The 25,521-nt window shown below is 67.8% G+C and carries 25 protein-coding genes; 18 read left to right on the forward strand and 7 right to left on the reverse strand.

Annotation, left to right across the window (positions count from 1 at the left end):
• The first annotated feature begins 1 nt into the window (after nucleotide 1).
• Nucleotides 2–562 carry an isopentenyl-diphosphate Delta-isomerase gene (idi, locus tag NA12_RS26875; RefSeq protein ID WP_067457279.1) on the forward strand — a complete coding sequence of 187 codons (561 nt, stop codon included), beginning with the start codon at nucleotides 2–4 and terminating at the stop codon, nucleotides 560–562.
• 169 nt (nucleotides 563–731) lie between these two features.
• The gene (locus NA12_RS26880) at nucleotides 732–1,097 is read left to right on the forward strand and encodes a hypothetical protein (protein ID WP_243655110.1); all 366 of its coding nucleotides are present in this window, start codon (nucleotides 732–734) and stop codon (nucleotides 1,095–1,097) included.
• 7 nt (nucleotides 1,098–1,104) lie between these two features.
• Here the strand turns inward: NA12_RS26880 and NA12_RS26885 are convergent, their stop codons facing one another.
• From NA12_RS26885 to NA12_RS26895, 3 genes are all read right to left on the reverse strand, one after another.
• Complete coding sequence (locus NA12_RS26885) at nucleotides 1,105–1,833, reverse strand: aspartate/glutamate racemase family protein (RefSeq protein ID WP_067457286.1); 729 nt, start codon at nucleotides 1,831–1,833, stop codon at nucleotides 1,105–1,107.
• Nucleotides 1,833–3,320, reverse strand: coding sequence for an NCS1 family nucleobase:cation symporter-1 (locus tag NA12_RS26890; protein WP_067457288.1), 1,488 nt, complete (start codon nucleotides 3,318–3,320; stop codon nucleotides 1,833–1,835). Before NA12_RS26890 ends, NA12_RS26885 begins: the two co-directional genes overlap by 1 nt.
• Nucleotides 3,321–3,404: 84 nt before the next feature.
• Entirely contained in the window at nucleotides 3,405–4,127 is a 723-nt protein-coding gene (locus tag NA12_RS26895) for a GntR family transcriptional regulator (RefSeq protein ID WP_067457291.1), read from the reverse strand.
• Between the two features lie 106 nt (nucleotides 4,128–4,233).
• Here NA12_RS26895 and NA12_RS26900 point away from each other — a divergent pair, with 106 nt between their 5' ends.
• Nucleotides 4,234–5,412: a serine hydrolase domain-containing protein gene (locus tag NA12_RS26900; RefSeq protein WP_067457294.1), complete on the forward strand. Its 1,179-nt coding sequence runs from the start codon at nucleotides 4,234–4,236 to the stop codon at nucleotides 5,410–5,412.
• 63 nt (nucleotides 5,413–5,475) lie between these two features.
• Nucleotides 5,476–6,699, forward strand: a complete 1,224-nt coding sequence (gene ilvA, locus NA12_RS26905) for a threonine ammonia-lyase (RefSeq protein WP_067457297.1) — start codon at nucleotides 5,476–5,478, stop codon at nucleotides 6,697–6,699.
• Between the two features lie 33 nt (nucleotides 6,700–6,732).
• Here ilvA and NA12_RS26910 read toward each other — a convergent pair whose 3' ends face one another.
• Nucleotides 6,733–7,356, reverse strand: a complete 624-nt coding sequence (locus NA12_RS26910) for a TetR-like C-terminal domain-containing protein (RefSeq protein WP_067457559.1) — start codon at nucleotides 7,354–7,356, stop codon at nucleotides 6,733–6,735.
• 49 nt (nucleotides 7,357–7,405) lie between these two features.
• On the opposite strand from NA12_RS26910, the gene NA12_RS26915 reads away from it, so the two are divergent.
• The 3 genes from NA12_RS26915 to NA12_RS26925 are packed head-to-tail and all read left to right on the forward strand — an operon-like array spanning nucleotide 7,406 to nucleotide 11,894.
• Nucleotides 7,406–8,521, forward strand: a complete 1,116-nt coding sequence (locus NA12_RS26915) for an Rv3169 family protein (RefSeq protein ID WP_067457301.1) — start codon at nucleotides 7,406–7,408, stop codon at nucleotides 8,519–8,521.
• Nucleotides 8,522–8,532: 11 nt separating this feature from the next.
• A complete protein-coding gene (locus NA12_RS26920) occupies nucleotides 8,533–9,525 on the forward strand; it encodes a TIGR03617 family F420-dependent LLM class oxidoreductase (protein WP_067457304.1) in 993 nt (330 codons plus the stop codon).
• Nucleotides 9,516–11,894 (forward strand): PEP/pyruvate-binding domain-containing protein, encoded by a 2,379-nt coding sequence (locus tag NA12_RS26925; protein ID WP_067457306.1) that lies wholly within the window; start codon nucleotides 9,516–9,518, stop codon nucleotides 11,892–11,894. The genes NA12_RS26920 and NA12_RS26925 overlap by 10 nt, the downstream gene beginning before the upstream one ends.
• A gap of 12 nt (nucleotides 11,895–11,906) precedes the next feature.
• Here the strand turns inward: NA12_RS26925 and argH are convergent, their stop codons facing one another.
• Together argH and NA12_RS26935 are read right to left on the reverse strand one after the other, a co-directional pair.
• Complete coding sequence (argH, locus tag NA12_RS26930) at nucleotides 11,907–13,325, reverse strand: argininosuccinate lyase (RefSeq protein WP_067457309.1); 1,419 nt, start codon at nucleotides 13,323–13,325, stop codon at nucleotides 11,907–11,909.
• Nucleotides 13,326–13,430: 105 nt separating this feature from the next.
• Entirely contained in the window at nucleotides 13,431–14,633 is a 1,203-nt protein-coding gene (locus tag NA12_RS26935) for an argininosuccinate synthase (protein ID WP_067457312.1), read from the reverse strand.
• 225 nt (nucleotides 14,634–14,858) lie between these two features.
• Here NA12_RS26935 and NA12_RS34225 point away from each other — a divergent pair, with 225 nt between their 5' ends.
• The 3 genes from NA12_RS34225 to NA12_RS26940 all read left to right on the forward strand — a co-directional run bounded on the left by NA12_RS34225 (nucleotide 14,859) and on the right by NA12_RS26940 (nucleotide 16,088).
• A complete protein-coding gene (locus tag NA12_RS34225; protein WP_165914872.1) occupies nucleotides 14,859–14,999 on the forward strand; it encodes a hypothetical protein in 141 nt (46 codons plus the stop codon).
• A gap of 30 nt (nucleotides 15,000–15,029) precedes the next feature.
• Nucleotides 15,030–15,164: a hypothetical protein gene (locus tag NA12_RS34745; RefSeq protein ID WP_255284103.1), complete on the forward strand. Its 135-nt coding sequence runs from the start codon at nucleotides 15,030–15,032 to the stop codon at nucleotides 15,162–15,164.
• Between the two features lie 132 nt (nucleotides 15,165–15,296).
• Nucleotides 15,297–16,088: an aldose epimerase family protein gene (locus NA12_RS26940; protein WP_067457315.1), complete on the forward strand. Its 792-nt coding sequence runs from the start codon at nucleotides 15,297–15,299 to the stop codon at nucleotides 16,086–16,088.
• A gap of 8 nt (nucleotides 16,089–16,096) precedes the next feature.
• Here NA12_RS26940 and NA12_RS26945 read toward each other — a convergent pair whose 3' ends face one another.
• Nucleotides 16,097–16,768, reverse strand: a complete 672-nt coding sequence (locus NA12_RS26945; RefSeq protein ID WP_084473128.1) for a TetR/AcrR family transcriptional regulator — start codon at nucleotides 16,766–16,768, stop codon at nucleotides 16,097–16,099.
• 170 nt (nucleotides 16,769–16,938) lie between these two features.
• On the opposite strand from NA12_RS26945, the gene NA12_RS26950 reads away from it, so the two are divergent.
• The 8 genes from NA12_RS26950 to NA12_RS26985 are packed head-to-tail and all read left to right on the forward strand — an operon-like array spanning nucleotide 16,939 to nucleotide 25,516.
• Nucleotides 16,939–17,787 (forward strand): MlaE family ABC transporter permease, encoded by an 849-nt coding sequence (locus tag NA12_RS26950; protein WP_084473135.1) that lies wholly within the window; start codon nucleotides 16,939–16,941, stop codon nucleotides 17,785–17,787.
• Between the two features lie 43 nt (nucleotides 17,788–17,830).
• A complete protein-coding gene (locus NA12_RS26955; RefSeq protein WP_067457568.1) occupies nucleotides 17,831–18,649 on the forward strand; it encodes an ABC transporter permease in 819 nt (272 codons plus the stop codon).
• A gap of 9 nt (nucleotides 18,650–18,658) precedes the next feature.
• The gene (locus NA12_RS26960; protein ID WP_067457571.1) at nucleotides 18,659–20,068 is read left to right on the forward strand and encodes an MlaD family protein; all 1,410 of its coding nucleotides are present in this window, start codon (nucleotides 18,659–18,661) and stop codon (nucleotides 20,066–20,068) included.
• Between the two features lies 1 nt (nucleotide 20,069).
• Nucleotides 20,070–21,092 carry an MCE family protein gene (locus tag NA12_RS26965; RefSeq protein ID WP_067457318.1) on the forward strand — a complete coding sequence of 341 codons (1,023 nt, stop codon included), beginning with the start codon at nucleotides 20,070–20,072 and terminating at the stop codon, nucleotides 21,090–21,092.
• A complete protein-coding gene (locus NA12_RS26970) occupies nucleotides 21,089–22,120 on the forward strand; it encodes an MlaD family protein (RefSeq protein ID WP_243655111.1) in 1,032 nt (343 codons plus the stop codon). Before NA12_RS26965 ends, NA12_RS26970 begins: the two co-directional genes overlap by 4 nt.
• Entirely contained in the window at nucleotides 22,117–23,193 is a 1,077-nt protein-coding gene (locus NA12_RS26975; RefSeq protein ID WP_067457574.1) for an MCE family protein, read from the forward strand. The genes NA12_RS26970 and NA12_RS26975 overlap by 4 nt, the downstream gene beginning before the upstream one ends.
• The gene (locus NA12_RS26980) at nucleotides 23,190–24,269 is read left to right on the forward strand and encodes an MCE family protein (protein ID WP_067457324.1); all 1,080 of its coding nucleotides are present in this window, start codon (nucleotides 23,190–23,192) and stop codon (nucleotides 24,267–24,269) included. The genes NA12_RS26975 and NA12_RS26980 overlap by 4 nt, the downstream gene beginning before the upstream one ends.
• On the forward strand, nucleotides 24,266–25,516 hold the full coding sequence (locus NA12_RS26985) for an MCE family protein (protein WP_084473129.1): 1,251 nt from the start codon (nucleotides 24,266–24,268) through the stop codon (nucleotides 25,514–25,516). The genes NA12_RS26980 and NA12_RS26985 overlap by 4 nt, the downstream gene beginning before the upstream one ends.
• Nucleotides 25,517–25,521: the final 5 nt, after the last annotated feature.

The raw sequence follows: 25,521 nt of genomic DNA on the forward strand, positions 1-25,521 counted from the left end.
GGTGACCGAGAAGCTCGCCGACCCGTCGACCGACCGCGAAACCCTGCTCGTCGAGTTGGTCGACGAATCGGGTGTGGCGATCGGAGCGTGCTCGGTAGCCGATGCCCATCGGCCACCGGGCACACTCCACCGCGCCTTCTCCGTGCTGCTGTTCGACTCACACGGACAGGTCCTGCTCCAGCAGCGCGCGGCGGTGAAGACCCGGTTCCCGCTGCAGTGGGCAAATACCTGCTGTGGGCATCCGTTGCCCGGCCAGAGCGTTGTCGAGGCCGCCGCGATCCGGTTGGGCGAGGAGTTCGGAATGACGGCCGACCTCGCGGAGGTGGGGGTATTCACCTACCTCGCCGGCGACGACACGACCGGCCGGGTCGAGTACGAATACGACCACGTCCTGATCGGGGTGGTCGAGGATGGGCCGCCGCGACCGGATCCGGCCGAGATCGCCCACTGGGCATGGATCGCCCCGCAGCAGGTGCGGGACGATCTGGTGGGCAACCCTGGAAAGTACACACCGTGGCTGACCCAGGTGCTCGAGATCGCCGATCAGGCCCACCGGCGCTGACCTGGTTCTCCCTGCTATTTTTCTTCGTCCCGGGTATCCTGTGACGTACAGAAGATTGATGCGCATATCTACATGATTAGATGTACCCGAGTTCCTTGGCGAAATCACAGGATCATCACAGTCGGTGACCAGGCCGCCCGACCAGGCTTGACATCGAAGAGTCCGCACGATGGCGAGTGAGGTAGCGATGGTCGAGGTCGAGATCAACGACGACACAGTGACGGTCAACGTGCTCGGCGGGCATCGCCTGCTCGCCCTGCGCCAGCAGGTCGTGATCGACCGTGCCGCGATCACCGAGATCGTCACCGCCGAAGTGGACCTGCGGCCCCCGTGGGTCCGCGCGCCCGGTACCTTCATCCCCGGGGTGATCGCCGCCGGCGTCTACCGCGGCAAGGGCCGTAAAGAGTTCTGGGACACCACGTTCGGTGGCAGCGCGGTGCGGATCGACCTGGACGGGCCGGATTTCACCCGCCTCGTCGTCGACGTCGACGATCTCGACGCCGTACTGAACGCGCTGACTGCCGAGGCCGCCTGATCGGCGTTCACGAACCGAAGGATTCCAGCAGACCCGCATAGGTCTTCGGCGGCGGCGGCGCGAACTCTCCCCTACCCGACTTACGCAGCCCCATCCTCAGCAGCGACTGCACGGTCAAGGTCGCCGCCGCGACGCCGTCGATCACCGGCACGCCGATCTCGTCGCGAATGTGCGCGCACAGCTCGGCCATGCCCGCGCAACCGAGCACCACCGCGTCGGACCCGTCCTGCGCGACGGCCGCCCGGCAGGCCTCGGTGACGATCTTGCGCGCGTCCGGGTCGGTCTCGAGTGCGAGCACCGGGATCTCGCACGCGTGGATCCCCCGGCAGAACCGTCCCATTCCATAGTGTTCGGCCAGATCCGCCGCCCGCCCGACGGTGCGCCCGAGCGTCGTGACGACACTGAATCCGCGGCCGAGATGACTCGCGGTACGCATGGCCGCCTCGGCGATCCCGATCACCGGCCCCACCGCCAATTCCCGCGCCGCGTCCAAGCCCGGATCACCGAAGCAGGCGACGACGTACCCGTCCACCCCGTCGGCCTCGCCCCGCGCGATCGCGGCGAGCAGACCCGGCACGCTCATCGCCTCGTCGTAATGGCTTTCGATCGAGGCGGGCCCGATCTCGGAGGTGACCGCGTCGAGCAGTGTGCCCCGGCCCGTGACGGCCAGCGCACACCGCTCGATCGTGTCGGTCATCGCCCGTGTGGTGTTCGGGTTGACGACCCGGATGCGCATCAGACACCGACCTCCTCGACAGCAGCCGTGCGCTCGGCGCCGGTCAGCAGGTAGTAGACGACGAAACCGATGCCGCAGCCGATGAACCAGCTGTACTGGGCGGCGGTGTGCATGCCGGGCAGACTGTTGGCCAGCACCGGGAACACCGCGACCACGGCGGCGACGGCGGTGGCGATGATCGCGGCCGGGTGATAGCCCTTCGCGTAGTAGTAGCTCCCCCGCTCCGACATCGTGAACAGATCGTCGACGATCACCTGCTGCTTGCGCACCAGGTAGTAATCACAGATCAGCACCCCGAACAGCGGTCCGATGAAGGCCCCGAGCACCTCGAGGGTGTAATGGATGACATCGGGATTGTTGTACAGATTCCAGGGCGTGATCAGCACCGAACCGACCGCTGCGATCATGCCGCCCGCCCGCCAGCTGATCCGCTGCGGACTCACGTTCGAGAAATCGAACGCCGGGGAGATGAAATTGGCGACGATATTGATCCCGATGGTGGCGATGGTGAAGGTGAGCGCGCCGAGCACGATCGCGAACGTGGAATCGATCTCGGCGACGGTGGCGACCGGATCGGTGATGAGCTCGCCGTACACCGGCAGCGTCAGGGAGGCGGTGACCACGACCAGCACAGAGAAGACCAGGAAGTTAACCGGCAGTCCGAGGAAGTTTCCCTTCTTCACCGCGGCGAAGCTCTTGCCGTATCGGGAGAAGTCACCGAAATTGAGCATCGGCCCCGAGAAATACGACACCACGAGCGCGATCGCGCCGAGCATCACCGGAACCGAGGCCCAACCGGTGTATTTCACGTCGCCGAGTTTCAGGTCGATGGCACCCCAGCCCGCCTTCGCGATGAGGTAGCCGCAGAGTGCGAACATGACGACATACACCGCGGGGCCGCAGAAGTCGATGAACTTGCGGATCGATTCCATACCGCGCCAGAACACGCACGCCTGCACCACCCACAGCAGCAGGAAGCTGCCCCAGCCCAGCGCCGACAGTCCGAGGAACCCGTGATCGGCGGTGACGGCGTAGGGCGCCAATCCTGGAAACAGTTTCACCAGAACGACATCCAGCGCCGCGGACGCGAGAAACGTCTGAATGCCGTACCAGGCCACCGCGATCAGTCCCCGGATGATCGCGGGGATATTCGCGCCGAGCACGCCGAACGCACTGCGGCAGATCACCGGATAGGGCACGCCGGTCATCTGACTCGGTTTCGCCACCAGATTGCAGAAGAAGTACACGATGGTAATGCCGATGAGCAGTGCGGCGAGCACCTGCCAGCTGGCCAGTCCGAGTGCGAAAAGGCTTCCCGCCGTGACATATCCGCCGACGCTGTGCACGTCCGACATCCAGAACGCGAAGATATTGTACGTGCCCCAGCTCTGCTCGCGCAGCGGTGCGAGATCCTCGTTCGTCAGCCGCGGATCATAGGTGGGTGGTTCACCGGCGGAAACCGCCGAGGACGTGATGGTGTCGGTCATGGTCGTTCCCATCCGAAGGGGTGAATCTGCTGAACCGACGGTAGGTATCAGCAATTGCCCAGCGGTTTCCCGGGAATTTCGCGCCTATTGCACCGAAGATATATCCTCCGGCGCGAGCAGTCCGGTGTCGGTCGGCAGTGTCGTGACCACCGTCTCCAGCCTGCGGTGATGCTCCTCGGCGGTGGCGAGCAGCCGGTCGACATCGCGGGCGAGGAACGCGTCGAGCATGGCGATATGGTCGCTGTGCAGGCGCTCACGGTCGAGTCGGTCGATGTGCACCATCGACTGCACCGGCTCGGTGACATTCCACGCGGCTTCGAGCATGTGCAGCAGCCGGAACATCCGCGAGGGCCGTGTCAGTGCCACATGGAAGCTGCGTGACTGTCGCTGGTATGTCTCGGGATCATCGTCGAGGATGGCGCGTTCGAGCAGGTCGTTCACCGCGAGCAGATGCGCGCGTTCGTGCTCGTCGGCGTGCAACGCGGCCGCGGCGAGCGACGCCGTCTCCAAAGTGTCACGCACGATGTACATTTCGCGCAGTTCACGGGCGGTGAGCTGGGCCACCTGGTATCCGCGCTGCTGGCGGTGGGTGACAAGGCCCTCCCCGATCAGCGTCTTGAGCGCCTCACGGACCGGGATGTGACTCACCCCGAACAGCTCGGCGACCTCGCGCAGCGGAATCACGGTGCACGGCGGTACGGCACCGTCGAGGATCACCCGGCGTAGCTCGCCCAGAATCACTTGCGGTCGTCCTGGTTCATCGACCACAAGCCTTGCGAGCAGCGCCGATCGTCGTCTCGAGGGCATCCACCCATGCTAGGGACGGCGTATTGCGGGCGGACTGCTCGATGTGACGGTTGGGAAACGATCACCGTACCGACCGGTCCCCCGTGTGTGGTGGCATGCTCGAACGATGGGAGTTTCGACAACGCAGTCGGTGGATCGCCGTTTCGTCCGCCTGGTCACCGTCTTCGACCAGCTGTTCCGTAAGCCCTCCCACGGCGGTGGCGCGCTGTGTGTGTACCTGCACGGCGAACCGGTCGTCGACGTGTGGGCCGGCTACGCCCGACCCGGTGTGCCGTGGACGGCCGATTCGGTGGCACTGGGCTTCTCCACCGGAAAAGGCGTGGCCTCCACCGTGCTGCACCAGTTGGCCGATCGGGGTCAGCTCGACTACGACAGCCCCGTCGCCGAGTACTGGCCGGAGTTCGCCGCGGCGGGCAAGGCCGACATCACCGTGCGCGATGTGCTCACCCACCGAGCCGGCCTGCACCGGCTGCGCGGTCTGCTGCCGGGACCGATCGAGAGGTTCCTCGATGACGACGCGGTGACCGCCGCGCTGGCCGCCGCCACTCCCGACCCGCGACATCTGGTCACCAGCGGCTATCACGGAATCAGCTACGGGCACTTGGCCGCCGAGATCGTCCGGCGGGTCACCGGCCGCGAGTTCGTCGATGTGGTGCGCACCGAACTCGCCGAGCCGCTCGACGCCGAGGAACTCTGGTTCCGGGTTCCGCACGACCAGCGCCACCGCATCGCCACCACCTTCCCGCGCCTGCGCGCCGCTGGCATGGAGTGGGACACCGGCTCCGATCTGCTCACCCGCACCCGTTTCGCCGCCGCCGCGGAGACCACCCCGCGCGGCTTCGCCGACCTGATCGTCGATGAGCGCGTGCACGATTCGGTGATGCCCGGCGTGAACGGCGTCTTCTCCGCCCGCGCGCTCGCCCGCGTGTACGCCGCACTGGCCAACGGCGGCGAGCTCGCCGGCACCCGTATCCTCTCCCCCGACTCGATCCCCCGCTTTTCCACCCGTCAGGTCTTCACCCCCGACTACGTCCTGGCCTTCCGCATCCCCTGGGCCCTCGGCTTCCACGGCGTCCCGATGAAACCGTCCAAGTCCGACCCGATCTCGGCCTTCGGTCACTTCGGCCTCGGCGGCTCGGGCGCTTTCGCCGACCCCGCGACCGGGCTGTCGCTGGCCTTCGTCACCAATCGTCTCGGCGGCAAGCTCACCCCGCTGGGCGATGCCCGTCTCACCCGCCTCGGCACCATCGCCCACAACATCGCCAAGGCCGAAGCGCGCGCCTGAACCGGGCGGTCACAGCCGGTCCCTACACGCGCCTCGCCACGATAGCGCCGGTGGGCTGGCACGATGTGGCGGATGGAGACCGTGGGACTGGAGCGGATCGAGGAAGCCGCGCGATTGCTGGCGCCGGTGATCCGGCGGACGCCGACCGTGGGGTCGCGGGTGTTGTCGGAGCGGGCGGGCACGCAGGTGCTACTCAAATGCGAGAACCTGCAACGGACCGGGTCGTTCAAGCCACGCGGGGCCTACAACCGGATCGCGAATCTGGCCGCGGCGGATCGGGTGCGGGGTGTGGTGGCGGCCAGCGCCGGGAACCACGCGCAGGGCGTGGCGTGGGCGGCGAGCGAGCTCGGGATCGCCTCGACGGTGTTCATGCCGGTCGGGGCCTCGCTGCCGAAGCTGGTCGCGACGCGCGCCTACGGTGCCGATGTGCATCCGGTGGGTGACACGATCGACGAATCCTTGCTCGCGGCACAGGAATTCGCGGATCGGACCGGCGCGACCCTGATCCACCCCTTCGACCATCCCGACATCGTGGCTGGTCAGGCGACGGTCGCGCTCGAAATTCTCGAGCAGGTCCCCGAGGTGGGCACTGTGATCGTGCCCACCGGCGGTGGCGGGTTGCTCGCGGGCGTCGCGGTGGCCTTGCACGCGCTGGCGCCGCAGGTCCGGGTGATCGGCGTGCAGGCGGCCGAGGCGGCGGCGTGGCCCGATTCGCTGGCGGCGGGCAAGCCGGTTCGGGTGCCGCGAATGTCGACGATGGCCGACGGAATCGCGGTCGGGCTACCCGGCGCGGTGCCGTTCGCCCATGTCGCCGAGTTGGTGTCCGAGATCGTCACCGTCGACGAGGACGCGCTGTCCAGAGCTCTGTTGCTGTGCCTCGAACGGGCCAAGCTCGTCGTCGAACCGGCGGGTGCGGCGGGCGTCGCCGCGTTGCTCACCCGCGCTGTCGTGGATCTGGCCGGCCCGGTGGTGACGATCGTGTCGGGCGGAAATATCGACCCGCTGTTGCTCACGCGCGTGATCGGCCACGGTCTCAGCGCCGCGGGGCGGTATCTGGCCATGCATGTCACGATCGATGACCGTCCGGGCGCGCTGTCGGCGCTGCTCGCTGTGGTCGGGCGCGCGGGCGCGAGCGTGGTCGACGTCGTGCATTCACGGACAGGTCCGTGGCTGGCTGTCGATGAGGTCGAGGTGTCGCTCACCGTGGAAACCCGCGGCTCCGCGCATCGCGACGCGGTCCTGGACGCGCTGCGTGACGCGGGTTTCCGCGTCCACGCGCAGCTCTAGGAACTCCGGGCTCGCGGCAACCACGAGCGCACGCTAGCCGCAGCTCTCGGGCGCTCGGTCCGGCGGCCAGCGGTCGGTGATCAACGCGGTCATCTGGTCCACCCAGATGTCGTCGAGGGCGGCGTCGCGGCGGATCAGGATGCGGAAGATCGCGGTGCCCGCGACGACTTCGGCGAGCATGGGGAGTTGATCATCAGCGCGGCGTTCGTGGCCGAAGCGGGATTCGAAGGCGGCGAGGTCGCCGGCCAGCCGGTCGATCATCATCTTGTGCACTTCGGGGGCGGCGACGGTGTCCGCGATCAATCCCGGTAGCGCCGAGCGCACCTGCGGGCTGTCGAACATCGTGCGGACCGTCTCGACCAATGCCCGGATATCCGCGCGGATATCCCCGCCCGAAACATCAGGTGGCGCGATGACTTCGGCGGACAGCACGGCCTCGTGGACGAGCTGCGCCTTGTTCGACCATCGCCGGTAGATGGCGGCCGTTGTTGTCCCGGCGCGCGCGGCGATCGCCGACAGCGACAGCGCCGGATAACCCGTATCGAGGATCAGCTCTCGGGTGGCGGCGATGATCGCGGCATCGATCCGGCTGTCGCGCGGGCGCCCCGGCGTGGATGGTCCGAACCTCTTGCCTTCGCTGTCGCCTTCTGTTGTCATGATCACACCTTAATTCCAATACGGCATGCATCATATTTGAGGGAGACCTGTGAATCTGAGCCCGCTCGACGAGTACCCGCTGCATCAGGTGCCGGCGCCCCTCACCTGGCCGGGCGCCTCCGATCGGAACTTCTACGATCGGTCCTACTTCAACGTGCTCGACCGAGACGGACGCTTCATGGTGCTCACCGGAATCGGCTATTACCCGCGCCTCGGGGTCAAGGACGCGTACTTCGTCGTCCGCCGGGACGACACCCAGACCGCGGTGCGGCTGAGCGACGCCATCGACGACGACCGCCTGCACCAACACGTCAACGGCTACCGGATCGATGTCGTCGAACCCTTGCGTGAGCTTCGCCTGACCTTGGCCGAGACCGAGGGCATCGCCGCCGATCTGACCTGGCGGGGGCTGTTCCCCGCCGCGCTGGAGCGGCCGCACGAGATGCTGACCGAACGTCGAGTGACGTTGCAGGCGTGCCGCTTCGCCCAGGTCGGTACATGGGAGGGCTGGATCGAGGTGGACGGCGAACGGTTGACAGTCACGCACGACACCAGTGTGGCGAGCCGTGATCGCTCGTGGGGCATCCGCCCGATCGGCGCGCCCGAACCCACCGGTCGCCCGGATGCCGCGTTCCGTGGCATGTGGTGGCTCTATCTGCCGCTCGCGTTCGACGACTACCAGCTGTTCCTGATCCTGCAGGAGGACCCCGATGGTCACCGCAGCCTCTACGACTGCACCCGCCGCTGGCGCGACGGCCGCGTCGAACAGCTCGACGGTGTGCGCGCGACCGTCCACTACCGGCCCGGAACGCGAATCCCGACGGGCGCGCACGTCGAGTTCATGAACCGGGCCGGCGATCGCATCGAACTCGACGTCGAATCGAAGTTGTTCGCGCCCATCGCATTCGGCTCCGGTTACGGCGGCGACTCCTCGTGGGCGCACGGCACCTGGAAGGACGGCCCGTTCGCCGAACGCGTCAGCTACGACCTGACGGACCCGGAGGTCATGGCCAGAGCGCCGTTCAGTCTCATCGACCATGTGGGCCGGGCGGTGTGCACGGAGGCCGACGGGCAGACGCGCGAGGGCGCGGGCCTGTTCGAGCACGGTGTGATCGGACCGCACTATCCGTCGGGTTTCGCCGACTGGACCGACGCGGCGAAATAGGCTCGGCGCCGATGAAGATCATGACAGCGCTCTACGGACCGACCGATGCCGTCGAACGCGCGACCGTGCTCCGGGAGGCCGGCGCCTCCGGGGTATTCACCTTCGAGGGACCGTTCGACGTGTTCACGCCGCTGGTGCTCGCCTCGGCGGTCAAGGGGCTCGACGTGATGTCCAACGTCGCGATCGCACTGCCCCGCAATCCGATTCAGCTGGCACACCAGGCCAACGATCTGCAACTGCTCACCGAGGGGCGGTTCATCCTGGGCCTGGGCACGCAGGTGCGCGCGCAGATCGAGAAGCGTTACGGCGCCGAGTTCGACCGCCCGGTCGCGCGGATGAAGGAAATGGTGGGGGCGCTACGCGCGATCTTCGCGACCTGGAACGACGGTGCGCCACTGGACTTTCGCGGCGAGTACTACCGACACACCCTGATGACGCCGACCTTCGTCCCCGGGCCGAACCCGTACGGTCCGCCACCGATCTATCTCGGTGCGCTCGGGCCGCGGTTGACCGCGGCCACCGCGGAAGTGGCCGACGGTCTGCTGGTGATGCCGTTCGGGACGAAACGGTTCCTGCACGAGACGACGTTGCCCGCCGTGCGGGCGGGTCTGGCGGCCGCCGGACGCCGCGAGGACGACTTCGAGATCGTGCCGGAGATCATCGTCTCGGTCGGTGAAGACCACGCCTCGACCCGAATGCTGTTGGCGTTCTACGGTTCCACCCCGGCCTACCGGCCGGTGCTCGACGCCCACGGCTGGGGTGATCTGCAGCCGGAACTCAACGCGATGTCCAAGCAGGGGCGGTGGCGGGAGATGGCCGCCCTGATCGACGACGACATCCTCCACACCATCGCCGCGTGCGGCACGCCGGCCGAGGTGGCCGCGCATATCCGCGATCGGGTCGACGGAGTGTCGGACCGGCTCTGCCTCTATCAGCCGGGGCCCATCGCCGTCGACGCGCTCGCTGAGATCGTGGACGCGCTGAAAGGATCCACATGCCGCTGACAACGATCGAATTCGACCAGGTCGTCGACGACAGCTACGGCGGCAAGGCAGCCGGGCTGGCCGAGCTGCGCCGTCTCGGACTCGCTGTGCCGATCGGATTCGTCATCGCCGACGCTTCCCCACCGGACGGCATCGATGCCGCGACCCAACGGTTCTCGGAGCTGGCGGCCGCCGGCGCGACCTCGGTGGCGGTCCGGTCGTCGGCGGTCGGGGAGGACGGGGACGACCAGTCCTTCGCCGGCCAGTACGACACCGTGCTCGGTGTCGACTCCGTCGACGCCTTCGCCGCGGCCGTGCGCGAGTGCGCCGCGTCCGTCCATTCCCGGCGAGTCGCGTCCTATACCGAAAATGCCCCCGCCACCATGCATCTGGTCGTGCAGCAGATGGTCGACGCGCGCGCCGCGGGTGTGGTGTTCACCGCGGATCCGGCCACCGGCCGACGCGACCTCATGGTGATCGACGCCATCGCGGGACTCGGTGAGGCGCTCGTCGACGGTTCGGCGTCGCCGGACCACATCGTCCTCGATTCCCACGGCGATACCGCCGTGTGCGAGGTCGGCGCGACCGCTGTCCTGTCGCCGGCGGAGATCGCGGAGATTCGGTCCGCCGCGTTGCGTGCGGCGCGGCACTGGGGCAGGCCGATGGACCTCGAGTGGGCGATCGACCGCGCGGGCACACTGTGGTGGTTACAGGCCCGACCGATCACCACCCTGCCCGGTGACCTCAACGAGATGGATTCACCACTCGCGGGCGCCGACCACGTGTACACCCGCTGCAATATCGGCGAGATGATGCCGGGAGCCTTCTGCCCGTTGACCGCCTCGGTGTCGGGCTACGCCATCGACTACGCCATGCAGATGACGCAGGTGGTGGCGCGGGCGCAGCCGAGCTACGAGCGACCGTGGCTGCAGGTCGGCTATTTCTACGGGCACATGTTCCTGAACCTGACCGAGGGAACGGCGCTGAGCTCGGGTCTGCTCGGCAACTCGCTCGAGCAGTTCTCCACGTCGATCTGCGGCCGGGTCGTCGAGGAGCTGACGGCGCAACCGCCGAAACCGTTCGCCCACAGACTCGTCAACACGATCCGGCTGACCACGCACGCGTTGTCCGCCGGGCCCGCGATCCGCCGCCTGGACGACAAGATCGCCGGATTCCGGGTCCCGACCGGCGACGACCCGCGAGAAGTACTGCGCCAGTTGGAGTTCGGCGTCGAGGAGTATTGCGACATCACACTGACCCATGTGCGGTCCTCGTCCCGCGCGGCTGTCGCGGCCAACATCCTCGAGAGTGTGCTGACCAGACAGGCGGTCGAGAACGGACTCGACGCCGACGAGGGTCGTGCCGAGGCGACCCGGCTGATGGCCGGCGCGTCCGATGTCGAGAGCGCGCTCATGGTGGAGGAGCTCGACGCGGTGGTGCGAACCATCGCCGCCGATCACGCGACCGCCGAGCGGTTCGTCGCGACGGAGCCGGCTGCCGCGGTGATCGAGCTGCGGGCGGCGAGCAACCCCGGCGGTGAAGCGTTGCGGCAGTTCGTGACGCGGCACGGTCACCGCGGGTACCGCGAGCTGTGCATGCGCGATCCGTCCTGGGCCGAGGACCCCGGCGGGCTGGGCGCGATGATGCAGGTCATGCTGCGCTCCGCACTGGATCCGGCCCACCGCGCACCGCTGCCCGCACCCGCGCGGACGCCCGGATCGGCGACCATCAGGTTTCTCGCCCGGCTGGCGCAAGGCGGCGCCCGCGGACGCGAGCGGACGAAATCCAAGATGGCGCTGATGGCGCACGCGCTGAAGCTGGGCTACCGCCATCTGGGCGCGGTGCTGGCCGAGTCGGGGCGACTGCCCGATGCCGACCTCGTCTTCTTCTTCGACCGTGCCGAGTTGGCGCGCGTCGCCGAAACGGATGACATCACCGACCTCGTGCGGTACGCGCTACGGCGCCGAGAAGCACTGGCGTATCAGAACTCCCTCGAGTTCGCCGACGTGTCGGTGGGCAGACCCGCCCCACTGCTCGCCCCGCCGCCGCACGCGACCACCGACGACCGGATCGTGGGCAGGCCGGCGGGCCGGGGCAGCGTCGAAGGAGTTGTGCGCGTGGCGAAGTCGATCGTCGACGCGCGCGATGTGCGGCCCGGGGAGATCCTGGTGGCCCCGGTCACCGACGTGGGGTGGACGCCGTACTTCACCGTCATCGGCGCGCTGGTCACCGACATCGGCAGCTCGGTATCGCACGGCGCGGTGGTGGCACGCGAATACGGCCTCCCCTGCGTGGTGAACACCTTGGTGGCCACGAAGGTGCTACGCACCGGGGACCGGGTCCGGGTGGATGGGGACCGAGGTCTGGTCACCCGGCTCGGAGCGCCCTGACGCCGGGCCCGATCAGCTCAACCAGGCGCGGGCGTCGTCGGCGGTCTCGCGGACCTCGTCGAGCTGTTCGGCCACGCGCACACCGGCGGTGCCGCCCCGCGCGTTACGCGAGGCGATCGAGCCCTCCACCGTGAGCACCTCGCGCACACCGGCGGTGAGCGCGGGGTCGACGGCGGTGAACTCTTCGTCGGTCAGCTCGGCGAGACCGACCCCACGCGCCTCGGCGACGCGCACGCACGCACCCGCCGCCTCGTGGGCGACGCGGAACGGAACACCCTGGCGCACCATCCATTCCGCGATGTCGGTGGCGAGGGTGAACCCGGCGGGTGCGAGTTCGGCCATCCGGTCGGTGTGAAAGGTCAAGGTGGCGACCAGGCCCGCGATGGCGGGCAGGAGCAGTTCGAGCTGGGCGACCGAGTCGAAGACCGGCTCTTTGTCTTCCTGCAGGTCCCGGTTGTAGGCCAGCGGCTGGGCTTTCAAGGTGGCGAGCAGACCGGCGAGGTTACCGATCAGGCGGCCCGCCTTGCCCCGGGTGAGCTCCGAGACATCGGGGTTCTTCTTCTGCGGCATGATCGACGAACCGGTGGACCAGGCGTCGGCCAGGGTCACGTAGCCGAATTCCGGTGTGCTCCAGATGATGACCTCCTCGGCCATCCGGCTCAGATCGACACCGATCATGGCCAGCACGAACGCGGCCTCGGCGGCGAAGTCACGCGAGGAGGTGGCGTCGATCGAATTGGCCGCGGAGGCAGTGAAATTCAGCTCGGCGGCGATCTGCTCGGGGTCGAGGCCGAGCGAAGAACCGGCCAGCGCGCCCGAACCGTACGGTGAGATGGCGGCGCGCTTGTCGAAGTCGCGCAGACGTTCCAGATCGCGCAGCAGCGGATGCGCGTGGGCGAGCAGGTGATGCGCGAGCAGCACCGGCTGGGCGGCCTGCAGGTGGGTCTTACCCGGCATCACGGCGTCGGGGTGCGCGGCGGCCTGGGCGACGAGCGCGTCGACGACGTCGAGCACACCGGCGGCGACGCGACGCACACCATCGCGCAGCCACATCCGGAACAGGGTCGCCACCTGGTCGTTGCGCGAACGACCGGCGCGCAGCCGACCGCCGAGTTCGGTCCCGACCCGCTCGATCAGCCCGCGCTCGAGCGCGCCGTGCACGTCCTCGTCGGAGTCGGCGGGCCCGTAGGCGCCCGAGGCGACGTCGGCGGCGAGCGCGTCGAGACCGGCCAGCATGGCGGGCAGATCGTCGTCGGCGAGCAGCCCGGCCTTGTGCAGCACGCGAGCATGCGCCTTGGACGCGCGAATGTCATAGGGAGCCAGCACCCAGTCGAAGTGGGTCGATTTGCTCAACGCCGCCATCGCCTCGGCCGGACCAGAGGCGAATCGCCCACCCCAGAGCGCACCTTCATTGGTTCCACTGTGGGTCATGGTCGATGTCTCCTCCGGTCAGGATGGCGGGCATGGATGATGACGGCACCGGCCGATCCGTGAGGACCGGCCGGTACCGAGACTACGAGGGTGATTCCGCGCTTCTTACTTCTGGTTCAGGTCGCGGCGGGCGGCGACCTTGGAGGACAGGCCGTGGATCTGGACGAAGCCCTTGGCCAGCGACTGGTCGAAGGTGTCGCCCTCGTCGTAGGTGGCCAGGTTGAAGTCGTAGAGCGACTGCTCGGAGCGACGGCCGTTGACCACCGCAGATCCGCCGTGCAGCACCATCCGAATGTCACCGGTGACGGTCTGCTGGGTGTCCTGCATGAAGGCGTCGAGTGCGCGCTTGAGCGGGGAGAACCACAGGCCGTCGTAGGCCAGCTCGCCCCAGCGCTGCTCGACCTGCCGCTTGTAGCGGGCCAGCTCACGCTCGACGGTGACGGCCTCGAGGGCCTGGTGCGCGGTGATCAGCGCGATGGCGCCCGGCGCCTCGTAGATCTCGCGGCTCTTGATGCCGACGAGGCGGTCTTCGACCATGTCGAGACGGCCGACACCCTGACGACCGGCGCGGGTGTTCATCTCCTCGATGGCCTGCAGTACGGAGACCGGGCGGCCGTCGATGGCGACCGGCACACCCTTCTCGAAGGTGATGATGACCTCGTCGGGCGCTTCGAAGTTCACCGTCGGGTCGGCGGTGTAGTCGTAGACGTCCTTGGTGGGCGCGTTCCACAGGTCCTCGAGGAACCCGGTTTCGACCGCGCGGCCCCACACGTTCTGGTCGATGGAGAACGGCGACTTCTTGGTGACGTTGATCGGCAGGCTGTTCTGCTCGGCGAAGGCGATGGCCTTCTCGCGGGTCCAGGCGTAGTCACGGACCGGGGCGATGACCTCGAGGTCGGGCGCGAGCGCGCCGATGCCGACCTCGAAGCGGACCTGGTCGTTGCCCTTGCCGGTGCAGCCGTGCGAGACGGTGGTGGCGTTGTGGAACTTCGCGGCCTCGACCAGGTGCTTGACGATCAGCGGGCGGCTGATGGCCGAGACGAGCGGGTACTGGCCCATGTACAGGGCATTGGCCTGGATGGTGGGCAGGCAGTACTCGTCGGCGAACTCGTCGCGCGCGTCGACCACGATGGCTTCCACGGCGCCGCAGTCCAGTGCGCGCTGTCGGATCGCGCTCATGTCCTCGCCGCCCTGGCCCAGGTCGATGGCCACGGCCACCACCTCGGAACCGGTCTCCTTCGCGATCCAGCTGATGGCGACGGAGGTGTCAAGCCCACCGGAGTAGGCGAGTACGACGCGATCGGACATGTCTGTTGTGCTCCTCGAAGTCTGGTACGTAAGGCCTGCCGTGAGCAGTATGGATGCTGCGGCCGCCGGTCGGCTCACGCCGGTGCTGCAAATGATTATGCATGATGATGCAATCTCATTCATCACGGGGGTGCACACCCGGCCGCAAGCCCCCTTGGCGAGTAGTCTCGGCTATGAGACGCTAGTCACACCGGAAGGCCAAGGGTCGGGACCTAAGGAGCCATCATGCAGTCGCTACGTGATTTCGCCGAGGCCAATTACGACCTGATCGGCGCCGTGGTCATCGGACTCGGAGACCTCAGCCTGACGGTGGCAAAGGCCGTCATCGAGCTCGGCACCCCGCTGCTCCAGGGATTCTTCGCCTGACCCCACCGACCTCGAATCCAGGAGCACACCATGGACGAAGCGCTGCTGCAGTTTTTCTCCGACAACTACAACGCCATCGCCGGTCTCGGGCTGTACGTCTTGCAAACGGGATTCGAGATCACCACCCCGCTGACCCAGCTGCTCCTGAATTTCCTCAACTCCTGACATCTCGCGCATCGCGATCCCCACGCCGAACAATCACCGCGGCCGGTACCCCTGCCACCGAAGCACTCCGCCTCGCCCGGGTTTCGGCGCGGGTGAGCGACCGGCACCACCGGCGCCGCTACTCTGCGAGCCATGATCGACGATGTGCGGCTGACGGCAGGCTCCACAGCTCTCACGATCGCCCCGGACGACGGCGGCGCGATACACAGCCTCACTGTCGACGGCACCGAGCTACTGCGGCAAGACCCGGGAACCGGGTGTTTCGTCATGGCCCCGTGGGCCGGTCGGCTCGATCACGGTGCACTCACCGTCGGCGACCGGACGTATCAGCTGCCGATCAATCATCCGCCGCACAGCATCCACGGCACCGCGCGCGACGGCCGGTGGGAGGTGGTTTCCGCCTCGCCGACCGAGGCGACGATCAGCCATCGCCTCGGTGCCCCGTGGCCGTTCGCGGGCACCGTCACCCAGACGTTCACCCTCACCGACACCGACCTCACCCTGGCGATGCGCATCGCCACCGACCACGCCGACTTCCCGGCCCAGGGCGGCTGGCACCCGTGGTTCCTGCGCGAAGTCCCACCGGCGACCGGCCCGGTGCGACTGGATTTCGACCCGGCCTGGCAGTACGAGCGCGGCGACGACTACCTGCCCACCGGCCGCGAGATCGCGCCGACGCCGCCGCCGTGGGACGACTGCTTCGGTATGCCGGACGGCGTTCTCGCCCGCCTCACCTGGCCGGGGTTCCTGGAATTCACCATCACCAGCCCGGTCCGCGACGTCGTCATCTGGACTCTTCCGGAGCAGTCACTCTCGGTGGAGGCCCAGTCCGGCCCGCCCAACGGCCTGAACACCGCGCCCCGAACGGTCACCCCCGACGACCCGCTCGACGTGCTCGTCCGGTGGTCCTGGCGACGGCTGTGACAGAGGGCTCACCCGGCATTCGTCGGCAGCGTGCGCAGCAGGGACCGCACGACCGGGCGTAGCCGCGCGGGCGGAAACCGGTCCGCGTCGGAGAGGACCATCCGGCCGAGGGTTTCGATGAAACCGAACATCGTGTGGCCCACCAGTTCGACATCGACATCGACCGGCCCGCCCCGCAGTCGCAGCCCGTCGGCGAGCAGTTCGGTTCCACGACGCAGCATCTCGTCCCTGGCCGCGCCGAGTAGTGCCCGATAGCCCACAGGCGCACCGTCGCTGGGCAACAGGATCAACCGCCACCGCGGCGGGTCGGCGGCCACCGACTCGAGGAAGGCCATCACCGCCCCGACGTACTCCGCGTCGGGATCGGTGCCGCGCAGATCCTTCGGCATCGCCGCGAAGACCTGGGCCATCCCGGCCGCGTGCTCACGATGCAGCAGCGCCGCGACGAGTTCCGGCGCGGTCGGGTACATCGCGTAGAGCACCGGCTTGGCGACGCCCGCTTCCTGCGCGACGGCCTGCATGGTCAGCCGTGCCAATCCGTCGCGCGCGACGACACCGAGCGCGGCATCGAGCAACTGCTCGCGGCGCTGTTCGGGCGGCAACCGGGGCGAATTGCGCCTGCGCGCCTCGCCGCCCGCCGATATCCGCCATACCCCGACCGACTTCCGCTGCACGCTCATCCCGCGATCATGCACCAAATCGCAGACAGCGCGGGCTGCGATTGCTACTGTCTGGGTCAGTTAACTACAGCAGCGTAGAAAAGTCTTTCTACGGAACCGTAGATTTATAGTCAGTTGTGGTCGCGCGGGTCCGCGACCGCACCGGAACCGGGGTGATCACCATCGTCGCAATGACCGAAAAGGCCGATGAACTGCCAGATCGTGAGCTGATCGTCGCGTTCGGCGGCCGCTGGCTGAGCGAACATCCGCAACGCTCGATCGAAACCGCGGGCAGGCAGGTCATCATGGCCTGGCAGGCGCTCTCCGAGCTGACTCTCACACTGGTCCGGCGCCGATTTCCGCTCACCGAGTTCCTCCGGCAGTGCTCGTTCATGGCCGGTGTCTCAGCCACTCCAACCCTGTTGGTCGCCATTCCGATCGCGGTCGTCGTGTCCATCCAGATCGGGTCGCTGGTCGGCCAGGTCGGCGCGACGACGTTCATCGGCGCGGTCAACGGTCTCGGCATCATCCGCCAGGGCGCGCCACTGGTCACCTCGCTGATGATCGCCGGTGCCGTCGGCTCGTCGATCTGCGCCGACCTGGGTTCGCGGACCATCCGCGAGGAGATCGACGCGATGCGAGTGATGGGCGTCGATCCGGTGAGCAGGCTGGTGGCGCCGCGTCTGCTCGCCGCGATCCTGGTGAGCATGCTGCTGTGCGGCTTCGTCGTCTTCATCGGATTCGCCACCGGATACGTGTTCAACGTGTTCATCCAGGACGGCACGCCCGGCTCCTACATCAGCACCTTCGCCTCGTTCGCGGTCGCGGCCGACCTGCTCGTCGCGATCGTGAAGGCGGCCGTATTCGGTGCGCTCACCGCGATCATCGCCTGCGACACGGGCCTGCACACCGAAGGCGGACCCGGCGGGGTCGCGAACGCGGTGAACTCGGCGGTGGTCAGTTCGGCGATCGTGTTGTTCGCGGCCAATATCGCGCTCACCCAGATCTACAACACGGTCTTCCCGTCGAAGGTGCTCTGAGGTGGCGAGTTATCTGCCGCCGCTGCTGCGGCCGTGGCGGGCGATGGGCACCGCGACCCGGCCGCTCATCGAGACGAATATCCGTCTGGGACACCAGGGGGTGGTGTTCGTGGAGGCGCTGTTCGCGATTCCGTTCGTCCTGCGGAACTATCGCAAGGAACTCGTCCGGCTGATCATCGACGTCACCTGGGGCAACGGCGCGCTGGTGGTCGGTGGCGGCACGGTGGGGGTGGTGCTGATCCTGTGCGGTTTCGGCGGCGTCACTGTGGGGATGGAATCGCACACCGCGCTGGATCTACTGACGATGAGTCCGCTCACCGGCGCGATCTCCGGCTTCGCCACCACCCGCGAGCTGGCACCGCTACTGGCGACGATCGCGTTCGCGGCCCAGGCCGGCTGCCGGTTCACCGCGCAGATCGGATCGATGCGGATCGCCGAGGAGATCGACGCGCTCGAGTCGATGGCGATCCGCCCGCTCCCCTACCTGATCAGCACGCGCATGCTGGCCGCGGCGGTGGCCATCCTGCCGCTCTACAGCATCGGCATGGCGACCGCCTATCTCAGCACCAAGGTGACCGTGTTCTTCCTCGGCGGCACCAGCATCGGGACCTACGACCACTACTTTCATCAATTCCTCGATCCCGGCGACATCGCCTACTCGGTCCTCAAAGCGGTCGCGTTCGTGCTGGTGGCCACGTTCATCCAGTGCCACTACGGCTACGTCGCAGCGGGCGGACCCGAGGGTGTCGGGGTCGCGGCGGGCCGCGCCGTCAAGATGACGATCATCGTGGTGGTCTTCCTCAATCTCTTTCTCACACTGGCGATCTGGGGCGTCGATCCCGGCATCCGGATCTCGGGATAGGTGGTCGGCGTGTATCCGGATCCCAGTGGGCGCGGCTGGTCGCGTCGGCGACTCGGCCTGGCCGGGGTGGCGATGGCGGCGAGCCTGTCGAGCGTCGTCGGATTGCTCGGGCTGCGCTACGGCGGCCATTTCGCCGACACCGTCGCGGTAACCGCCGTGATGACCAGTACCGGCGACGGTCTACCCGCCCGCGCCGATGTGCGCTACCGGGGAATGCTGGTCGGTGCGGTGTCGGAGGTGGACATCGCCGAGAAGGGCCTGCGTCAGCGGGTCGGGATGCGGCTCGACCCGGTAGCCGCCGCGGCGATTCCGAGCTCGGTCACCGCCCGCGTGGTACCCGCCAACCTCTTCGGCGTGTCCGCGATCGAACTGGTCGACAACGGCGTCACCACCTCGAGTCTGCGCGCCGGAGCCGTGGTCGAACAGGACACCAGCCGAGCCACCACGGCTCTGCAGACCACCTTGACCACCCTGCGCGATGTCCTCGACCGGATCCAGCCCGCCAAACTCGCCCGGGTCCTGGCCACCCTCGCCGAGGCGCTCGACGGAGACACCAGGCTGCCCGGTTCCACGATCGAACGCCTGGACCGGTGGGTGAGCGAAGTCCGCGCGATTCCCGGGATCGGTTCGCTGCTCGGCGATCTCGGTGCGGCCGCGACGGCGGTGAACCAATCCGCACCCGAGCTGGTCGATGCCCTCGGCCGATCGGTGCGCACGGCCCGCACGATCACCGATCGCCGCGCGCGGGTGATCGAACTGCTCACCTCCGCGGGCGGCGCCACCGACACGACCCACGCCTTGTTCGCGCGCAATCCGAACGCGGGCAAGGAGCTGGTGGTCGGCCTGGACGAGACATTCGGCGCGCTGGCCGCCGACCCCTCGGCTCTCACCGAGACGGTGAGCGGACTGAACACCACGCTGGGCAGACTCTCCACGGTCTTCGATTGGGGGCCGAGCAAGCAGATGCGCTGGGACATCACCGTGTCGTTCACCCCGTTCCGCCAATACACGGCGGCGGATTGCCCGCGCTACGGCAGTCAGGCCGGACCACGGTGCGACGGGGAGTCCGTGCCGGATGTGCCCGCACCACAGCACTATCCGACGCAGCTGCTACCGCAGTGGCTGTCCACCGCGGGCCCAGCGCCCGCGCCCATCCTGCCCGGCCTACCGACCTCGCCGCTGCCGAGGATTCCCGGCCTGTCACTGCCCACAGTGCCCGGCCTGGTGATACCCGGCGTCACGGCGCCGACGAATCCCGCTGGGCAACAGCCGGTTCCGGCGGCGCGGCCGATCGTGCTCAGCGGTCCGGACGCGATCGCGGCGATCGTCGGCGGCCCACCGAATACCACCCAGTTGCTGCTGCTCGGCGCCGTGCTCACCGGCGCGACCGTCACCGCCACTCCACCAGGAGATCACTGAGATGCGTTCACAGCCCCGCTATTTCGGGCTCATCGTCTTCGTCGTACTCTCGCTCGGCGCGACCTTCACGATCTGGTCGACGCTGCGGCGTTCGGTGCCCGGCGACACCCACCGCTACAGCGCCACCTTCGCCGACGTGCTCGGACTCCGGGTCGGCGACGACGTCCGGATCGCCGGCGTGCGCGTCGGCCGCGTCGACGCGATCGAACTGGTCGATCGCCGTCACGCCGAGGTGACGCTGGCCGTACAGACCCGCCAGCACTTGAGCACCACCACGTCGGCGGCGATCCGCTATCACAATCTGATCGGCCAGCGTTATGTCGCGTTGGCGGCGGGTGCGAGCGTGGGTGAGCCGCTGCCCGACGGTGGCTCGATTCCGTTGGAGCGCACCGAATCCTCGTTCGACGTCTCCACCATGCTCTCCGGCTTCGAACCGCTGTTCAGTCTGCTGCAACCCGACGATGTGAACTCGCTGTCGGAAACCCTCGTGCAGGCGCTACAGGGTGACGGAGTCTCGCTGTCCGCGTTGATCACCCAGGCCGCCGCACTGGCCACGACTTTCGGCGAGCGCGATGAGATCCTGGGCGCGGTGATCACCGCTCTCAGCGACGTGATCGGCAGCCTGGCCCATCGCAGCGGCGAACTGGAGACCCTCATCACCCAGTCCCGCGCGCTCGTCACCGGCCTGTACGAGCAAGGCGCGCAGCTCAGCGGCGCCGTCGCCGGAATCGCCGAGTCGACGACGAAGCTGACCGACCTGATCGGTCAGGTGGCGCCGGGGATGGCACTGGCACAGCAGCAAGCGAGCAGTGGTGTCGATCTGCTGTTGTCCAACGGCGCGCGGCTGGATCAGTCGGCGATCGAACTACCGCTGGTGCTGGCGGGCCTGGCCCGGATCAGTGGCAACGGAACCTATTTCACTACCTACGTCTGCAGTCTGGACGTCTCGTTGTGGGGCGTGCTGTTCCCCCGTGGACTGTTCTCGCAGGTCGGCGGCGATTCACATTCGGAGGTGTGCCGGTGATCGAATACGTGTTCGCGCGAGCGGTCACCGCGATCCGCGGCGCGCTGGGCAATCGGCACCTACTACTCGGCCTCGCCGCGGGCGCGGCCGTGGTGGCGCTGGTCCTCGGCTCCGGGGTTCTTTCCCGGGCCGACCTCGGAAAGACCACCACGTATGCCGAATTCGCCCAGGCCGCCGGTCTGCGCACCGGCAACAGTGTCGATATCGCCGGAATCGAGGTGGGCACCGTGAGATCTGTTCGGCTCGAACGTGATCGAGTGGTCGTGGCGATGAGTCTGCGCTCCGAGGTCGAGCTCGGCCGGGACGCCAAGGCCGCCATCGAGATGTCGACCATTCTCGGCAAGATGCACATCGAGCTCGATCCCGGGACCGGCACCGATCTCGACGGTGCGCGAATCCCGCTGTCGGCCACCACCGTTCCGTACAACCTCGCCAAGGTCGTCGATGATCCGAAGTACCGCAACTCCTTCGAGCATCTCGAGCGGGTGGACCCGAACGCTCTGCGCGTGAGCCTGGACGCGATGTCCGCGCAGATGGGTAGCTCACCCCAGCTCACCGCCCAGGCGCTCGACAGCGTGGGAACCCTGGCGAAGGTCATCGCCACCCGCCGCGACGAGGTGAACCGGCTGCTCGGGAGCATGGATCAGGTCTCGGGAATGATCGCCGACAATCAGAACAGCGTGCTGTTGCTGTTGACGCGCGGGCAGGCGATCGGTGACGCGGCGATCCGCAGACGCGATCTCCTGCGCGAGTTGTTCGACAACGTCGCCGCCGCCTCGAAGATCTTGCAGGACATGGGCATCGACAACGGCGGCAGGCTCGGCCCGCTCATCCAGAGCCTGAACACCATGTCCGAAGGTCTGGAGAAGAACCGAGCCAACCTCGATGCGCTGTACCAGGTGATGCCGGTGACGATGCGCCAGTTCGACAACGGTTTCGGCCAGGGTCCCTACGGCGAGATCTATCTGCCGTGGTTGTTCCCCGACAACTGGCTGTGTCAGACCCATGCCGTCGAAGGATGCCGATGATGCGCACACTGTTGCGAGCTGCCGTGCTCGTGGTCGCCACTGTGGTGGGCGCAGGCTGCTCGTCGATTCCGCAGGCACTGCGCCCGAACTCGATGCAGATCAGCGCCGATTTCGAGAGCGCCGCAGGTCTTTTCGTCGGCAACGACGTGGCGGTGCTCGGCGTCCCGGTCGGCAGGGTCGACGCGATCGAGGCCAGAGGCGCGTTCGTCGAGGTCCGGATGACGATCGCGGCCGGCACCGAACTACCCGCCGACGCCATGGCCGCACTCGTCTCACCGCAGCTCATCACCAACCGGCACGTCGAGCTCACCCCGGCCTTCAGCGGCGCGGGGCCGACACTCACCGACGGCGCTCATCTGCCCCTCGCTCGCACCAGAACCCCGGTCGAGCTCGACCGGATCCTGCGCAACTTCGAACAACTCGGCGAATCGCTGAAGGGCGACAACGAGAACGGCCCGATGGCCAGTCGCGTGCTGTTCCCGATGCTCGACGGCAACGGTGACCGCATCCGGGAGACTCTCGAGGCGCTGGCGGGCGCTTTCGAGGTGACCCTGGCCAACCGTGACCAGATCTCGAACACCATCATCGAATTGAACGAGCTCACCGCGGTGGTCGCGGGCAACGACCGGACCGTGCGCGATTTCAGCGCGCGCCTGACCGAACTCGTCACCCTCCTCGCCGACCAGGCACCCGGGCTGGCCGCGGTGCTGGCTCAGGTCAACGACTTCATCGCCAACACCTCGTCCGTGCTCGCCGAGAACCAGGCGCCGCTCACCGCCGCGATGCGACGCCTCGTCGGCATCACCGGCCAGATGCGCGACAACGCGCGCGGGCTCACCGAGATCGTCGACGTTGCGCCGTTGCTGTTCGAGAACCTGGCTCGATCGGTCAGTTCGGAGCATCAGGCACTGCGGCTACACCTGCTCACCGACAAATCGGTGCTGGACAACGAAGTCCTGTCGACGCTGTGCGAACGCCTCGCGATGCGCGCCGACGGCTGCCGTACCGGCAAACTGATGGACTTCGGTCCGGACTTCGGTCTGACCGCCGCCCTGTTGGGACTGACCGAATGAGCCGTAACCACCACGCCCGCCTCGCCGTCTCGGTCCTGGCCGCGGTCAGCGTCGCCTCGTGCACCGTCGACGATCTCGCGCTACCCCAGCCGGGGGTCGACGGCCCGTCCTATCGGGTACGCGCGGTCTTCGACAACGCGCTGAACCTGCCCGAGCGAGCACGGGTCAAGATCGGCGGCACCGACATCGGTGTCGTGACCCGGATCGACACCACCGACTTCCTGGCCGACGTCGAGCTCGAAGTGCAACGCGCCGTCGCGCTTCCGCACGGCACCCGCGCCGAACTCCGGCAGTCGACGCCGCTGGGGGACATCCACGTGGCGGTCATCCTGCCCGAGTACCGGCCGCAGGCGCCGTTGCTCGCCGACGGCGATGTCATCGACCGCGACCATACTTCCGCGGGCGCCTCGGTGGAGGAGCTGATGATGGCCATGTCGATGGTGCTCGACGGCGGGGCGATGAACCAGGTCGCCCGCATCACCTCGGAGCTGAACTCGATCGTCGGCGGTCGCGGCCCACAGCTGTCGCATCTGCTGACCGAGCTCACCGCGGCGCTCGGCGCGCTGAATCAGCGCACCGGACAGCTCGATTCGGTCTTGCACGGGCTCGACGGACTCACCACCACCCTGCGTGCCCGCAAGGCCGAACTCGGCCAGGTCGCCGAAACCTTTCCCGATCTGATCTCGGTGATCGCCGAGAACAACCGGACCATCACCGATCTGACGACGAAGGTGTCCACGGTGACAGCCGCGCTGGGCGACTTCACCTCCACGACCGGGCCCGAATTCCTCGGCCTGTTCGACAGCGTGCAGGCACTGATGTCGGGGTTCACCCGCATGGGCGAGGACCTCGCGGGCACCCTGGACAAGTTCAACGCACTGGCGCCCTCGGTGCGAGCCAGCACCCGAGGGCCGGGTCTCGCTGTGGCAGCGACGATTTCCGCTCTCGATCTAGGTGCGCTCACCGACCCCACCGGCAGCCGGATGCCCGACGGTACCGACGTGACCGGGTTCATCGGCAGCCTGTCGCAGGTTCTCGCCCGCGTGCTCGGCCGACTGCAAGGAGGTCCGCGATGACCGATCCCGCCGAGGGCACCGTCCCGACGCCGGGAGATAACCGGTACCCGATCGTCGATCGTGGGGCCGGCGTCGTTGTCGGTCTTGCCCGGTGGGCGCACCGGCACCGGATCCTGTTCGCGATGACAGGGATGGTCGGGCTGCTCGTCATCGGCTCGGCGTATATCGCCATCGACGTCGTGGGGGTGCGGCCGATGCGCACGACCTACACGGTGCAGGTGCGGCTCACCGGCTCCGGCGGTTTGCTGGCGCACAGTCCGGTGACCGTGCGCGGAGTACCGGTCGGCCGGGTCAGCGCGCTACACCTCGAGGGCGATGGCATCCGTGCCGAGGCGGTCATCGACAGTGCCGCCAGGATTCCGGTCGGCACCGTGGTGGCGGTCGGCCGGTTGTCGGCGGCGGGTGAGCAGTATCTGGACTTCCGGCCCACCACCGGGGACGGGCCCTATCTGGCCGACGGTGCCGTGGTGGCTCCCGAGCAGGCGAGCACCCCCGTCACCATCGACTCGTTCCTCTCCAATACCGGCGCCCTGATCGGCGGAATGAACCCGGAACGGCTCACGGTGATCGTGGACGAACTCGATCGTGCCCTGCGCGGTGGTCCCGACGTGCTGCGCACGGTCATCAGCGGACTGAGTCAGGCCATGAACGGGCTCACCGGATTACTCCCCCAGACCACGGCGATGATCCGCAATCTGCAGGTCATCGCCGAGACGACCGCGCACGCCCAACCCGACCTCGGCACCCTCGTCCGTGGGTCGAGCGAGTTGTTCGATCAGATGAACGCGGCCGATCAGGAAGTGCGTGAACTCCTCGACCTGGGTCCGGGCCGACTGGCCACACTGAGCGGCGTCCTCACCGAAACCACGGATCCGATGACGAACCTGGTGACCAACTTCGTGGCTATCACCCGGGCCGCCCGACTACGCACTCCGGCGATGACCGCATTGTTCCCCGCCCTGCGGACCGGGGTGGTCGCCGTCGGTATCCCCGCCCACGACAACGCCTTTCACACCGTCGCCGAACCGTGGCCGCGCCCCACCTGCGAATACGAGACCATCCCCGTCTCGCCCACTACGGTCTCCGACGGTCGCATCCCCCTCTACAACTACTGCGTCACCAGCCACCCGGAACTACAGATCCGTGGATCGGCCAACGCACCGCGCCCCGCCGGCCCCGACAACGGATCAGGGCCACCGCCCGGAGTCACCGGCACCGAACTCTCCGTTCCCCTTCCCGCAGGCTGAGCCGC

The sequence above is a fragment of the Nocardia alba NBRC 108234 genome (assembly GCF_001612665.1).
Lineage (GTDB): Bacteria > Actinomycetota > Actinomycetes > Mycobacteriales > Mycobacteriaceae > Nocardia > Nocardia alba.